Raw genomic sequence first — 13,287 nt, 5'->3', positions numbered from 1 at the left:
TACTTCGTATTATGGAGAATTTATTAAACTATAGAAAATACAACTGGAAAGTATGCTAATTTATGCTACACTTTGAATTGATATTTTTGTTCAATTATAAATTTTATAAAAAAATCAGATTAGAAAGTTTCCAATGAAATAATTGAAAATAGCGGAGGTATAGATGATGATTTTGATTAATGCTCAGTGCAGTTGGTTTAATTACTGATAGCAAATTGTACATGAAGCAATATCATATATTAGCAATAACAGCTTTAGCTATCAATCAATTGCACTTTTACCACTTGTAACAACAAAACGTAAAGGAGCATAAAATGCAAAAAGAAAAATTACTCGAATATTGGAAAAGAGAAGAGACTCGTGTTTTTCAGGGATGGGATTTCTCCTCCATAAGAAATCATATGACAGAAGGTGAACTTCCATGGAATTATCACGCTTTAGCTAAACAGTTAATCCTCCCTGATTCCAAAATACTGGATATGGGAACTGGTGGTGGGGAGTTCCTTTTAAGTTTAAATCCTTATGCTGGTAATACATTTGCAACAGAAAGTTATCTTCCTAATTTTAATTATTCTCAAAAAAAACTTAATGAATCTGGCATAAATTTATCTTATATAGAAGAGGATAAGCCTTTTCCCTATTCTGATAATTTCTTTGATGTTATTCTGAATCGTCATGAATCTTATGATGTTAATGAACTTAAAAGAGTTTTAAAAACTGGAGGAATATTTGTATCACAGCAGGTAGGCGGTAAAAATAATCTAGATTTCTCTATATGGCTACTTGGAAAAGATCCAGGAATTACAGATCATTCTTTTAACTTATCAAGGGAAGTTGAAAAATTTGAATCAGCAGGATTTACTATAATTGCAAAAGATGAATTCTTTCCTGTAACTTCATTTACAGATGTAGGGGCTTTTGTATATTTTGCCAAAATAATTGAATGGGAATTCCCTGGTTTTACTGTGAATAGTTATAAAGACAAATTATTTGAGCTTCAAAAGAAAATTCTGAAAAACGGATACTTCGAACTTGTAGAGCATCGCTTTATGATAAAAGCTATGAAAGATTAAGTATAAAAAATAGAAATTGTTGCAGGAGTAGAAATTGCTACTTCTGCACATAAAAAGAATAATAGGATACAAAATATAAAAGAAAGAAATAAAAATGAAAAAGCCGTAGAACAATCCGATGAAATTGACCGTTTTTTGGCATAGGATTGCTCTACGCTCCGCTTCGATGCAAGTCCTACGCCAACCCTTCGCTCCGCTACGGGACAAGCCGGCAAATTATCGGGGCGTTCTACCGAAAAAATCGGTACAGAAAACTTGTTTTATAGAACGGTTACTTTTTTGAAATTATAAATATATTAATCCTGCTGCGCAGGATAGAAACAAGAATTATTATTTAAATATTATAGAAAAAGTAATCGAATTATAGTTTATAAATCCACCATTTTTATGTGCTAAACACTTTGAGTAAGATATATTAATAGGAATTTTACGTTGCATAAATTAATAATTTTTGATATGGGAAATACATTGCTTGATTTTCATAATGGAAATCACACAGATCAAGAGAAAGATCTCATTGGAATAGAAAATATGTCATGCTATTTAAATAATAATTATAATATAAGTGTTTCTTCAAATAGCATTAAAGAGAATTTAATAGACAGGTGGTATTCGGATTTTTTCAAGCGAAAATCATTAATAGAATTAGATATAAATGAATATGTTTCAGAATTTTTGATATTGATTGGAAAAGATAGTATTGAAATAGATAGTTTCGAGTTAATGACTGAGTTTTATAGAGCTTATATAGACGAAGTTATTGTTAATAATGGAGCTATTCAAACTTTAAAAAAATTACATGGTAATATTAACATTGGAGTCATATCAAATTGTATATTGTTCGATGAAATATATGAACAAATATTTCTTAAAGTAGGATTAGGACGATATATAAATAAATATATCTTTAGCTATAGCAGAAAAATAAGAAAACCAGATAAAAGACTATTTAATGAAATGCTTGAATACTTCAATGTATTGCCTCATGAATCTATTATGGTGGGTGATAACATTAATGCAGATTTATTACCGGCAAAAGAATTAGGTATGCAAACAATATTATATAGTAAAAAACATTTTAAAAATGAATTCATCGATTACAGTATTAGTAATTTTGAAGAAATTCCAGCAATAATAGGAATTCTTCAATAAGAAATATGGAATGCCATTATTTGAGGAGAATTGATATTAAACCCGGTAGAACAAAGTTTTGCAGCAGCTGAAAACGACGTTAGGCAGCCTTTCAGGCAGAAGGAATTTATAAATGAGTGCTATTGGAAATAGTAATTTGAAGAATATTATTGAAATATCAGATAGAAATATAAAAAAGGCATACCAAATTATTGATGAATTACAGATCGAAAAAATATGGAAAAATCATTCAGGAAAAGCCAATTTAATAGGATCAGTAAAAACTAATCTATTAATGGATCACCTGGATATTGATTTTCATGTTTACACAAAAGAGTTTTCTATAAAAGATAGTTTTGACGCTATTGGAGAAATATCTCAGTCAACGAAAATAAAAAAAGTAAATTATATAAATATGACTGATTCTGATGATCAATGTATAGAATGGCATTTGGAATATTTGGATGATGAAAATAATATATGGCAAATCGATATAATTCATATTATGAATAATTCGAAATATGCTGGAAAATTCGAAAGGGTAGCAGATAAAATTTTTAAGAAGTTAACTGATGAAAAACGAGAAAATATACTGAAAATAAAATATGAAGCAAGTATGAGAAAAGAAAAAATTATCGGAATAAAGGTGTATCGAGCTGTAATCGATGATAATATAGATAATTATGAAGATTTCTTATTATGGGAAAAAGAAAGTCAGTCTTCAATCATTGATGAATGGGAACCAGAATAAAGATAAACTTTTGGAGAAATAATGGCAGAATCCATCATTAAATTACCATCAAATAATATTGCTATAAATGATTTTGGAAATCCAAATGGAAAAGTAATACTTATTAATCATGGAATGATTGCCAGCATAAAAGATGAAAAACTATTTCAAAAAATAATCGATAATGAGTTCCGAATAAAAGAAGAAGGCAATCATTTTTCTAAAGAAATATTGGATAAATTTATTGATGAAATAGTAATACAGGAAGAGAATAGGGGAGATGCCTAACAAATCGCTGAAACTGACCAAATCTTTGTCATGATTTTTGCCTTCGGGACGATTCGGCAGCTTAGCTCGGTGTTAGCTCCCCAATCAAGAGATTGAGCATGAAAGAAAGAATTAGGAAATTTATAAGTATGGTGCCATGGGTGGCAGGAAGCACTGCCTCTGCATCCACTCCTCCCCCTCAAATTGATGAAGATGCTTTTTGGCAACAGGTATACGACTCAAGAGCTGCATACTATGAAAAGCATATAGGTCAGTTCCCTGACGATATTTTGAAAATGGGGAATATGACCGGAGTATGACCGGGTGGAGGTCTATTCGTATTGCAGGCTGACAAAATAGGGAAAGGTTTTTGGGCATATACTACTTTTGGTATGACCAATCCCGATATGCCAGCTAGCACAATGATGGCAGATTATGAAATTGAAACCGATGAACAAGGTCGAGCAAGTAAATATTCAGGCACATTACAAAGTAAAGAACAGGCGAATAGCCCTAAAGGTTCGGCTGGTTATGGCTACGAAATGCTACTTATAGCAACAGAAAGTGCTGAATGGCCTTTATGGTTTATGCAATGGTCTGCAAATGCAGAGATTTTAAATAACGCAGGCATTCTTGATAGAGTAGAAAAATACCAGGGCCTTACTGTTCAAGATATTCAGGTCGGCGAAAAGGAATCCGTCGATGTTCTTATTGCTAAAGCGCAACATCCGCTTCCAACTGGCATTAATTTACCAAATGGAAAAATGAATCTATTGGTAGCAACAGTTATAACTGATGATGAAATGCAGTGGTCAATGGAAAATGGGCGTGAAGCATTATTGGCTAAGCTAATAGAATCTGGTGTTGGTCAAATAAGTAATCGCAATCGCAAATCAGTGCTTAAATGAGCTAACAAGTGGATGCTGTCGGACTTGTAAAAGCTCCGGCTTCGCCTCCACTTTTACAAGCCGCACAGCCAGGCGTTAGGTTGATTTTTAAATCAAAAAGCACAAATAGGAAAAATACAAAAAATGAGTAGTTTTACGGACTTTGAAAATAGTATCGCTGTTGTTACAGGTGGAGCATCAGGAATAGGTCGAGAGATTACATTCCAGTTGGTTAATATTGGCACCCACGTGGCTGTTTGTGATGTTGACGAAGTTAAATTGGAAAATGTTGTTACAGAAGCCAAAAAAATTAATCCAAATGTAAAAATAACACGACATAAATGTGACGTAGCAAAAGAAGATGAAGTTGAAATTATGGTTAAAGAAGTCGCTAAACAACATAACACTAATTCAATAAATTTGCTTTTCAACAATGCAGGTATCGTTGGCGGACGTTCGTTTATAAAAAGTAGTCAAAAGGAATGGGAAAAAACATTTAATGTTTCTTGGGTTGGTACCTATTTGTGTACTAGATATTTCTTAAAAATGCTTTTAATGTCAAAACAGGGTGTTGTGGTCAATACGTCTTCCGTAAATGCTCTGTGGGCAAGTTTAGGTCAAAAAGAATCACACAGTGCTTATTCAACGGCCAAATTTGCAGTCAGAGGATTTACGGAATCCCTAATTGTTGATTTTCAGGCTAATGCACCACACCTTTCTGCAATGCTTGTTTTACCAGGGCATATAAAAACTGGCATGCCATCACCACCAAAATCATGGCGAAACTCATTTAATGGTATAATTAAAGACTATATTCCAGTTTCTGCAGAAGACGCTGCCATAGTAATAATAAATGCAATAAAGAAAGGTGATTGGCGTGTTTTGATAGGTCAAGACGCTTATGCAATTGATAAAATAGTAAGGGAAAATCCATTTTCAATATATGATTAATTAAAACCAACATATACTGTGATAAATATATAAGAACAACCTAACAACTGCTTGAACCTGATTCGCTAGAGTTGAATATCTTCAAATCTAGCTATCATGCACAAGAACTTGCGACAAGATGGATGTGGATATACAATAACGAAAGACCTCATTTGTCTTTGGGAGGCATTACCCCTAGAATGGTTTTAAATAATTCTACAAATTACTCCTGTTAATAATGGGGGGATTACAATGCCAACTTAACAAGGTTAAAACAGGCGGATTTATTCTGATGACAAATCAGTATCTAAAATTATATACTTCCGAGGAAGGAATATTATTTTAATGTCGCAGTTTATTTTGTTTACCTATGCTATTTCTCTTATATTCGGACTTATTACCATTGGGGCATCAGGAGCTCTTGCGCTATGGACCAGGAAAAAAAGTCTGTTCCTTACGTTTTTGTTTTATTTGGCATACACATTTGATATGTTTGCAGAAATAATCCATAAGTATATACTCATTAATATTCCCTTATTGTGGGAGACACTTTCTCTTATCTGGAATCCCGTGATGATTTTTTCTCGATTTTTTCTCCTTTTTGCTATTTTGATTTCCACTCACTTTTTTTTATTTAGAGGATGTAGAAAGAGATCAGTATTTATTTATTCACTCTTTACTGCAGTGTGTTTTTTTGTCAGTCTTAAAATATATATCTACAGCGGTCAATCCGAAACTCTTGAGAATTCTATTCCTGATTACTTCTATTTTGTCCTTATTCCTATTATTTTAATAATTGGGGTAATCCATATTTACCGATCAAAACTAATTTTATCAGAATTTCTAAATCAGCTTGAATATTCATTAACAAAAAAAGTCTTTGTTAGTTTTTTAATATCCTCACCTCTTATTATTAATGATGACTTAAGTTTTCTTAAATTAAATTTCAAATTCGCCCCGCTTGTTTATACACTGATCAGCCTCCTTCTCCTTTACTGTGTTTACAGACTTTTTCTCTCTTTCAGATTCTCTTACGAGAGCAATGACCCGGCAAACAGTACCAAATTTGAGAAATACGGAATTTCTGAAAGGGAAAAAGAAATTATTCTTCTTGTTTTAAAGGGATACAGCAATAAACAGATTAGTGAAAAAATCTTTATCTCTTTATCTACTGTCAAATCCCATATCTACTCAATCTTCAAGAAAATGAATGTAAAAACACGATTTGAACTGATGCAGGCTTTCAAATCAGTCTAAAGACTGATCGTCAAAACTATAATTCAGACTAAAGTCCTATAGAGATTACTCCTTATTTTTTCACAATAATAGACATAAATTTTTAGGAGTTGATTAGAATGGAATCAATACAAACAAAACAACGATATTATTATATGGATTGGATAAGAATAGTGGCAGCGGCAGGAGTTTTCATCCTTCATGTAGCTCATATTTTTGATGACATCCCTTTTCAGATTCAAAATGCAGAAACAAATAAGCTGTTTATGATTATTGTTATTAATCTTAATTTTTGGATAATGCCGCTCTTTTTTCTCATTGCCGGAGCCGCTTCATTCCTGTCACTAAAAAAGAGAGAAAATAAACCCTATATAAGGGAAAGGGCCAAACGCTTATTAATCCCTTTTTGTACAGGACTGTTTCTTTTAGCCCTTCCGCAAGATTATGTGGAAGCTCTAAACTATAGAAAATTCTCAGGAGCTTTTAACGATTTTATCCCTTTTCATCTGAATAATATGATCACACTAATTAAAAACTCCAATATTCTTTTATCTTCCGCAATGTTTGCAGAATTTGCCCATCATGTCTGGTTTCTTGCCTTCTTATTTTTGTTCTCTCTTTTTTCTCTGCCTCTTTTCCGTTTTTTTCAGGGAAACGGAAGTAAATTTCTTAATAATCTGACAAAAAGGTTTAACAATCCGCTTTCGCTTTTCCTGCCGGTAATTCCTCTATTTCTGATTCTTTCTACACTCCGACCTCTCGACTCTACGTATAGCGGATGGCCCGCATTTTTATACTGGGGAGGATTCTTTGTTATCGGATTTATCCTTTTCTCAAAAAAGGAAATACCGGATGCAATTGAGAGATACCGGTATGTTTTTCTGATCTCAGGGATTATATCATTTCTTCTGACACTTTTTTACCTTGTAAAAACAGGATCAGATATCTTTGATCATCCTGGTTACTCGCCTTTTGATTTTACGGGTCATTTCTTATGGGCTATAACCGCTTATGCTTTTGTCCTTTCCATTATTGGAATTTGTAAAAAGAGAATGAATTTTAATAATTCCCTGCTTTCTCATCTGTCAACAGGCTTGATGCCTTTTTACCTTATTCATCTTCCGGTGGTACTAATCATCGGTTACTTTGTGGTAGAACAGCAATTAAATCTGTACTTGAAATTCGTGATTATTTTTCTTTCTTCATTTATTTTCTCAATCCTTTTGGTTGAAACAGTTATAAAAAGAATAAAGCCGATATCTTTCCTGTTCGGAATAAAGCCTGAATCGAAATGATTTTTCAAACACACATCTTCCCCCGCCCATTATACAATAATTTTTCCCTGTTGTTTGATTCGGACGTTGCCCCCTGTCGTGGGCCATTCTCTACGGGAGTTCCGTTACTTCGCAACTGTCTACAGGACTTTTATCCTGCAGGCGGTTCTAGTGATAGAAAGAGTTTTATTTCTATTAATGGACTTATCGTCCCAAAGGATAGTAAAAAAAACGGAAAATCCGAAAGAAACTACAGAAGAGTAAGGGGTAAAAAGAAAGGGGAAATTGATTGTCGATACGACCTGTTTCCAGTAGACATTCGTTATCCCAATGACATGTCATTGCTGAACGAAGCCCGTGAGAATTCAGAGAAGATAATCGATATCCTTTTTCCTTTGGATACTGAGAGTAAGGGCGATAAACCCAGGGATTACCGCTATGTGGCGCCCATGGTGATTTCATCGCTTATACGAAGAAGAGGAGGCCGAGTCACGGTGTTAGGAGAAAAGCGCTCAGGAAGAGCAGTTGAATTACCTGAGACGAAATATAAAGCACATAGAGACGATGCTGGAACGAATCTCTACAAATGCTTTTCCTTACCGAATTATACGTCAGTTTTTAGTAATCAAGGAACTGTACCGCCAGCAACGGCAGATGTTTGAGAGAAACGAGGCTTCTCATTCATAGACCGTTTATCTTGGGAAAGCTTCAATGAAGCGGGAGACCTGATATCACAGGTTAAGAATTACAAGATACGGTAGGGGCATTATCCTGAATCGGTCCATGCGGATAAGATTTATCAGAACCGTGAGAACCGGAGATTCTGTAAGGAACTGTGTATTCGCATGACAGGTAAACCACTGGCCGTCCACCAGTTGAGACCGAGGAAAATCGGGAGAAGCTTATGGCTGAAAGAAAGCAGCGCTATCAGGATGATGTAGATCGTATCGCTGTGGAAGGATGCATTGGCGTGGCAAAAAGAAAATATGGTCTGGGTTTGATAAAATCAAAGCTCAGATACAGGAGTGAAACGGAGATATTACTCTCCGTTTTTGTCATGAATCTGCATAAAATCTGTTCAGCTGAGTTGGCCGAGATATGTGATGAATATAAGATTAAGAGGAGAAGGGCTGCTTGAGAAACTTTTTCAGCAAGCCTTATTTAAAAAAGAATATAAGTCTATTGATAGTGTAATTAATGTTTCTAAGATGATTAATGAAGAAGAATATCAACCAATAAAATTGATTGATGAAGCTGAAGAAGACAACATCAAAGGTTATCTAAAAACTAACAAGGAAAATAAGGCTTCTTGGCTTGATCGTGTTAGAGAATTACTTTATATGGATGATATTGTTAACGTGTCAAATTCTTTAATTTTTTGTCAAAGCTTCTGATAGAATTTTTGTTTTCACTAATGGCTATTCATTATGTATAATTGATACTAACAAGATTGAATGGGGCTTTGGAATTAAGATTGCATTAAATATATTATCTGGAAATGAGATTAGGGGTGTTGATGTGAAGTTAAAGAATATCGAGAAAAGATTAATGAATCTGTAAAAGATAAATTTGGCTGTGACTTACTTAATATAGAATCTCTATCAATATATGGGATTGGAATTGAAAAAACGGAAAAACTTCTGAAACTTTACCTTTTTTTAGTAAAATAAGTTTATGACAAAATATAAGGGCTATAAAAAGACTTGATTTTAAAGTTGAATTATTAAGATTACCTTTTGAAGAGAATGATAATTTTGATTCATAACAAACATTTGAACCAGGCCGTTTTTTTGTCATGCTATTTGTCCGCTTCGCTCAAATGAAAATAGCCCGCCAATCCCTTCGGGCACAATCCGGCAGGTTAAATGGTCGTTATGTTGACTGAAAGTCGCCGGTAACTATTACGTAAAATTTCTCGTACTAAGAATTAAACTGACAGGGCCGTATGGGGATTGGTTGCTGCCGCTTTTGCCAGTGAGCTTTTAGAAAAATCACTTTCCAGTCAGATTCGCTTGTTCTTTATTTATCTGGGCGAACATACAAAACAGTTTTCGTCTTCTATTCCGTTTCGAACATAAAAGAAAAACTCTCCTGGGTTAGTATTGGGCTCTTCTTCGCTTGATTCAAATATTGGATTCTTTGTAGAATATAAATAAGTGAGGCTGAGTAATGTCGGTGAGCAACATAACATGCGTATCGAGACGGACTCGCCTATTGTCATGAAAAATGCTGGTCGCTGCGCTCGGCATTTTTCATGACAATTACGGCTCGCCGCTCAAGCGGTCGTTAACTGAATGTATACGGAGGAATAAATTGAATTTTGACCACGTTGTAATACATGCTAATGATACCAGTCAGGTTTATGGTCTAAAGGAAATATTAGTTGATGCTGGAATTCCTTATGAGCCATCGTGGGGGAAAAAGTCAAAAGGCTTTCAAATATCAAATATTTGGATCGGTAATCAGTATTTTGAAATTGTAGATATTCTCCATAGTGAAAATCAATGGCAACCAAATTGGGCAAAACGGCATGCCGATGGTGATAGAGGGAGCTATTGTATTTTTCTTAAGACTACTCTTCCTGTAGATGAGGTATATCAACGGTTAAAAGCTGCTGGGTTTTCGATAAGTGAGCCTGAACGAACTTCGTTTAAGTGGTTCTTTAAGCTTTTTCAGAAAAAACTGCCTTGGCGGTTTTCACTTACTTCTAAGATACCCGGAACTGAAATAGAATTAGGCTTTATTGAATATGACAAGGGTGCTGAATCAAAATTTGCCCCATTCATGGTTCCAAATAGCTCAGAAAATGGCATTAATTCAATATCTCAAGCGAAAGTATTAAGCACGAAACTAGACTTGGCGAGAGCTTGGTTAGGCAAGGCACAGGAAGCGCTAGGTGAGCCTATTAGTTTGTCCGTCGGGGAAAAAACTGAGGACGTTGCCTTATTGCTAGAGGTTGAAGTTACAGAAGACGTGGAGTTTAGCGCGGTTTCAGTTTTTGATGTTTTGCTTCAACCTAAATCAGTTAACAAGCCATTTTAATTGACTCGGAAAAAGCCTCTCCCAATTAAATAGGGGCGTTATGTTGACGAATTTTGCAAACTACTATTTCTTTCTCCTGCATCCTGAAAGGTAATTTGATAGATTTTTAATATGGAAAAAGACGAACAACGAGATCGCTGGAATCAGTATTACAAAGAGGACAGTACTTCTGCACAAGATTTTTGGATTGAGAAATTTGTAAAGTATTTTTCCAATCAAAAAGCAAATTCAGTTTTGGATATTGGTTGTGGTGCTGCAGGTAAAGTTCCGTTTTACAAAAGACAAAACTGGGCTATATCATTGATAGATTATTCGTCTATTGCAATTGAACTCGTTCAGGAAAAATATCCCAATGTTGATTCAAAAATCGTTGATATTAGAAATGGCTTACCTTTCCCCGATGAACACTTCTCAATTGTCATTGCAGATCTTTCGCTGCATTATTTTTCAGAAAGAAAAACAAAAGAAATCCTGAAAGAAATCAAAAGAGTTTTATCGTCAGATGGATTGTTCTTAGCTCGAGTAAATTCGAATGGCGACATAAATCATGACGCTGGCAAAGGAATTGAAATAGAGCCAGGCTTTTTTGAATATGAAGGTCGGCAGAAACGTTTTTTCACAGAAGAATTGGTGTTTGATTTTTTTAATTCCGATTTTGAAATACTTCATCATGCAGAAATTAGTATAGATCGTTATTCATTAAGGAAATGGGCGTGGGAAATTGTTGCGAACTGTCGCTGAGAAGATATCCAAAAAATAGAATGAATTCCTATGAATACGATCAAAAACTATTCGAAATAAAATCTTAATGCTGTACCAAAATGGAATAGAAAAGTTTCGCACGCCCATTTTAAGAAAAATTTGAGCACGCGTAAGAAACTGTGCCAAAGACTGTATAACCGCGAAGGTACTTTTTTCGGTTGAGCCAAAAAAGGTTTTTGCGAAAACAAATGAGCTGCTTACTTCTACATGACAAGTGCAATGGAGTTGAAGAAAATACAATGTTGATTTTTCCAATAGTATTGAAAAGAAATATTCACTGAATACATAATTTAAGACAGGGCAGGATAACAATCATTTCGAGCAGTCAAGGCCTGTGTCATGGTTTTTGAGCGAGAAGGCGAGTGTGCGTTTTAAGGAAACCAATGAAAAAAGTCATTTAAGTTCCATCGACGCAAAAACACACGCCATACTTTCGCTTCGCTCCAGCACGGCTTTGCAGCTCAAATGGTCATTATACCCACAAAAGGTAATCATTGCGATAAATTTTAAAAATTAATTTTACAGTTAAAAAACAATTATTTATCCTTTTCATATCAAAACATTAGAAGGAATATCGTGAATAAAGAAGAAATTGATAAATTAATAAATATCATTAAAACTCAATATGATAATATAACTGGAATAATTATTGATAAAAATAACGACATAGAGTTTGAATATTATAATAATGATTATTGTGATGTTGATACATTTCATATTGCATCTGTTACAAAAAGTCTTATTTCCATCTTAATTGGCATTGCAATTGATAAAGGTGGCATCAAAAGTATCGATCAAAAAGTTTTAGAGTTCTTCCCTGAGTATAAATTAAAAAGAGGAGAAAAAACGATACAAGAAATCACAATAAGAAATTTATTGACAATGACGGCACCTTACAAATTCAAGTCTGAACCATATACAAAAGTATATTCAAGTGAAGACTGGACAACAGCTGCGCTTGATCTATTGGGAGGAAAAGGGAATATTGGAGAATTTAAATATACAACTGTAGGACTTCAGATCTTATCGGGAATACTGGTTAATGCAACTGGTCAACCTCTTGTGGAATTTATTAATGAAAACCTTTTTAGTCCTCTAGCTATTAATAAAACACAAAATAAAAAGATAAATAATAAAGAAGAACATATTGGATTTCTAAAAGATAAAAAGGTTATGGGTTGGGTTGTAGATCCCAAAGGAACTAATACCGCTGGATGGGGTCTGTCTCTCTCAACTCTAGATCTGTTAAAAGTCGGAAAATTATACTTAAACGATGGAAAATGGAAGGATAAGCAGATCGTTTCATCTGAATGGATTAAAGAAAGTACAAAAGAACATAGCAGATGGGAAGATAAACCATATGGTTATTTATGGTGGATTCTTAAGGGATTTGGAGAAAATTGCTTTGCAGCAATTGGTGACGGAGGAAATATTATTTTCATACATCCAGAAAAAAAAATAGTTATTGCAATAACTTCGAGCTTTATGCCTAGAGCAAAAGATAGAATCGAACTGATAGAAAAAATAATATATCCGTTACTGAAAGTTTAAAATGAAATCGCAGTAGAACAATCGCATGAACCAGATTTTCCTATGGCAAACAGGTTATGCGGGCATTCTAAAGATTGATGAAATGTTTATCGCCTCCTGATAGGAGAATAAATATAGGTATGAATCTACAGTGGAAGAGAACCTTTGGTTTAGAAATTGTTTTGGTAGTATAAATGATGGAAATAGTAGGAAGATAATGACTATAAAAATCTTATCAGAAAAGACAAAACTCCCAATTCCAACGATACGCTATTATGACAAACTTGGTTTATTCCCAGAACTTTCTAGAGATTATTCTGATTATGGAAGTTTTTCAACTAATGATTTTAAATGGGTGATATTTATAGATAGACTAAAAGATACTGGTATGAAAATCAAAGATATTGTACATTAGAAATTAAAAT

At 34.0% G+C, this 13,287-nt stretch carries 18 protein-coding genes; all 18 read left to right on the top strand.

Annotation, left to right across the window (positions count from 1 at the left end; translation table 11 throughout):
* The first annotated feature begins 314 nt into the window (after positions 1–314).
* Complete coding sequence (locus tag K345_RS0109350) at positions 315–1,073, top strand: class I SAM-dependent methyltransferase (protein ID WP_028973928.1); 759 nt, start codon at positions 315–317, stop codon at positions 1,071–1,073.
* Positions 1,074–1,505: 432 nt separating this feature from the next.
* Positions 1,506–2,225, top strand: a complete 720-nt coding sequence (locus K345_RS0109345) for an HAD family hydrolase (RefSeq protein ID WP_028973927.1) — start codon at positions 1,506–1,508, stop codon at positions 2,223–2,225.
* Between the two features lie 112 nt (positions 2,226–2,337).
* On the top strand, positions 2,338–2,955 hold the full coding sequence (locus tag K345_RS0109340; RefSeq protein WP_037571697.1) for a hypothetical protein: 618 nt from the start codon (positions 2,338–2,340) through the stop codon (positions 2,953–2,955).
* Positions 2,956–2,976: 21 nt separating this feature from the next.
* Positions 2,977–3,222: a hypothetical protein gene (locus tag K345_RS0109335; protein WP_028973925.1), complete on the top strand. Its 246-nt coding sequence runs from the start codon at positions 2,977–2,979 to the stop codon at positions 3,220–3,222.
* A gap of 128 nt (positions 3,223–3,350) precedes the next feature.
* Positions 3,351–3,521 carry a hypothetical protein gene (locus K345_RS23485; protein ID WP_211227864.1) on the top strand — a complete coding sequence of 57 codons (171 nt, stop codon included), beginning with the start codon at positions 3,351–3,353 and terminating at the stop codon, positions 3,519–3,521.
* A gap of 21 nt (positions 3,522–3,542) precedes the next feature.
* Entirely contained in the window at positions 3,543–4,109 is a 567-nt protein-coding gene (locus tag K345_RS20500; RefSeq protein ID WP_211227863.1) for a suppressor of fused domain protein, read from the top strand.
* Between the two features lie 123 nt (positions 4,110–4,232).
* Complete coding sequence (locus K345_RS0109320; protein WP_037571695.1) at positions 4,233–5,039, top strand: SDR family NAD(P)-dependent oxidoreductase; 807 nt, start codon at positions 4,233–4,235, stop codon at positions 5,037–5,039.
* A gap of 71 nt (positions 5,040–5,110) precedes the next feature.
* A complete protein-coding gene (locus tag K345_RS22910) occupies positions 5,111–5,254 on the top strand; it encodes an integrase core domain-containing protein (protein ID WP_169714793.1) in 144 nt (47 codons plus the stop codon).
* A 109-nt stretch (positions 5,255–5,363) separates the two neighbouring features.
* Positions 5,364–6,275: a response regulator transcription factor gene (locus K345_RS23900; RefSeq protein ID WP_053228186.1), complete on the top strand. Its 912-nt coding sequence runs from the start codon at positions 5,364–5,366 to the stop codon at positions 6,273–6,275.
* Positions 6,276–6,373: 98 nt separating this feature from the next.
* Complete coding sequence (locus K345_RS0109310) at positions 6,374–7,549, top strand: acyltransferase family protein (protein WP_028973923.1); 1,176 nt, start codon at positions 6,374–6,376, stop codon at positions 7,547–7,549.
* The gene (locus tag K345_RS22335) at positions 7,546–8,190 is read left to right on the top strand and encodes a hypothetical protein (protein WP_053228185.1); all 645 of its coding nucleotides are present in this window, start codon (positions 7,546–7,548) and stop codon (positions 8,188–8,190) included. The genes K345_RS0109310 and K345_RS22335 overlap by 4 nt, the downstream gene beginning before the upstream one ends.
* A gap of 242 nt (positions 8,191–8,432) precedes the next feature.
* Complete coding sequence (locus tag K345_RS0109300; RefSeq protein WP_028973922.1) at positions 8,433–8,666, top strand: transposase; 234 nt, start codon at positions 8,433–8,435, stop codon at positions 8,664–8,666.
* Positions 8,632–8,922: a hypothetical protein gene (locus K345_RS0109295; RefSeq protein ID WP_028973921.1), complete on the top strand. Its 291-nt coding sequence runs from the start codon at positions 8,632–8,634 to the stop codon at positions 8,920–8,922. Before K345_RS0109300 ends, K345_RS0109295 begins: the two co-directional genes overlap by 35 nt.
* A 4-nt stretch (positions 8,923–8,926) precedes the next feature.
* Entirely contained in the window at positions 8,927–9,088 is a 162-nt protein-coding gene (locus K345_RS23895; protein ID WP_156888373.1) for a DUF6119 family protein, read from the top strand.
* Between the two features lie 753 nt (positions 9,089–9,841).
* Complete coding sequence (locus tag K345_RS0109290) at positions 9,842–10,570, top strand: VOC family protein (protein ID WP_028973920.1); 729 nt, start codon at positions 9,842–9,844, stop codon at positions 10,568–10,570.
* Between the two features lie 111 nt (positions 10,571–10,681).
* On the top strand, positions 10,682–11,311 hold the full coding sequence (locus tag K345_RS20490; RefSeq protein WP_053228184.1) for a class I SAM-dependent methyltransferase: 630 nt from the start codon (positions 10,682–10,684) through the stop codon (positions 11,309–11,311).
* 597 nt (positions 11,312–11,908) lie between these two features.
* The gene (locus K345_RS0109280) at positions 11,909–12,883 is read left to right on the top strand and encodes a serine hydrolase domain-containing protein (RefSeq protein WP_028973919.1); all 975 of its coding nucleotides are present in this window, start codon (positions 11,909–11,911) and stop codon (positions 12,881–12,883) included.
* Between the two features lie 196 nt (positions 12,884–13,079).
* Positions 13,080–13,277 (top strand): MerR family transcriptional regulator, encoded by a 198-nt coding sequence (locus K345_RS20485; RefSeq protein WP_156888361.1) that lies wholly within the window; start codon positions 13,080–13,082, stop codon positions 13,275–13,277.
* Positions 13,278–13,287 lie beyond the last annotated feature (10 nt).

It is taken from the genome of Spirochaeta cellobiosiphila DSM 17781, from assembly GCF_000426705.1.
Classification (GTDB): domain Bacteria; phylum Spirochaetota; class Spirochaetia; order DSM-17781; family DSM-17781; genus Spirochaeta_E; species Spirochaeta_E cellobiosiphila.
The sequence above is the reverse complement of the archived record's forward strand: the minus strand, read 5'-3'. Positions and strand labels throughout refer to the sequence as shown.

Bases quoted from the DNA above. Each gene is read 5' to 3' on its own strand.
- K345_RS20485 (WP_156888361.1), top strand. From the start codon at position 13,080: ATGACTATAAAAATCTTATCAGAAAAGACAAAACTCCCAATTCCAACG.
- K345_RS0109295 (WP_028973921.1), top strand. From the start codon at position 8,632: ATGAATATAAGATTAAGAGGAGAAGGGCTGCTTGAGAAACTTTTTCAG.
- K345_RS0109300 (WP_028973922.1), top strand. From the start codon at position 8,433: ATGGCTGAAAGAAAGCAGCGCTATCAGGATGATGTAGATCGTATCGCT.
- K345_RS20490 (WP_053228184.1), top strand. From the start codon at position 10,682: ATGGAAAAAGACGAACAACGAGATCGCTGGAATCAGTATTACAAAGAG.
- K345_RS0109340 (WP_037571697.1), top strand. From the start codon at position 2,338: ATGAGTGCTATTGGAAATAGTAATTTGAAGAATATTATTGAAATATCA.
- K345_RS0109335 (WP_028973925.1), top strand. From the start codon at position 2,977: ATGGCAGAATCCATCATTAAATTACCATCAAATAATATTGCTATAAAT.
- K345_RS22335 (WP_053228185.1), top strand. From the start codon at position 7,546: ATGATTTTTCAAACACACATCTTCCCCCGCCCATTATACAATAATTTT.
- K345_RS0109320 (WP_037571695.1), top strand. From the start codon at position 4,233: ATGAGTAGTTTTACGGACTTTGAAAATAGTATCGCTGTTGTTACAGGT.
- K345_RS23900 (WP_053228186.1), top strand. From the start codon at position 5,364: ATGTCGCAGTTTATTTTGTTTACCTATGCTATTTCTCTTATATTCGGA.
- K345_RS23485 (WP_211227864.1), top strand. From the start codon at position 3,351: ATGGTGCCATGGGTGGCAGGAAGCACTGCCTCTGCATCCACTCCTCCC.
- K345_RS0109350 (WP_028973928.1), top strand. From the start codon at position 315: ATGCAAAAAGAAAAATTACTCGAATATTGGAAAAGAGAAGAGACTCGT.
- K345_RS0109310 (WP_028973923.1), top strand. From the start codon at position 6,374: ATGGAATCAATACAAACAAAACAACGATATTATTATATGGATTGGATA.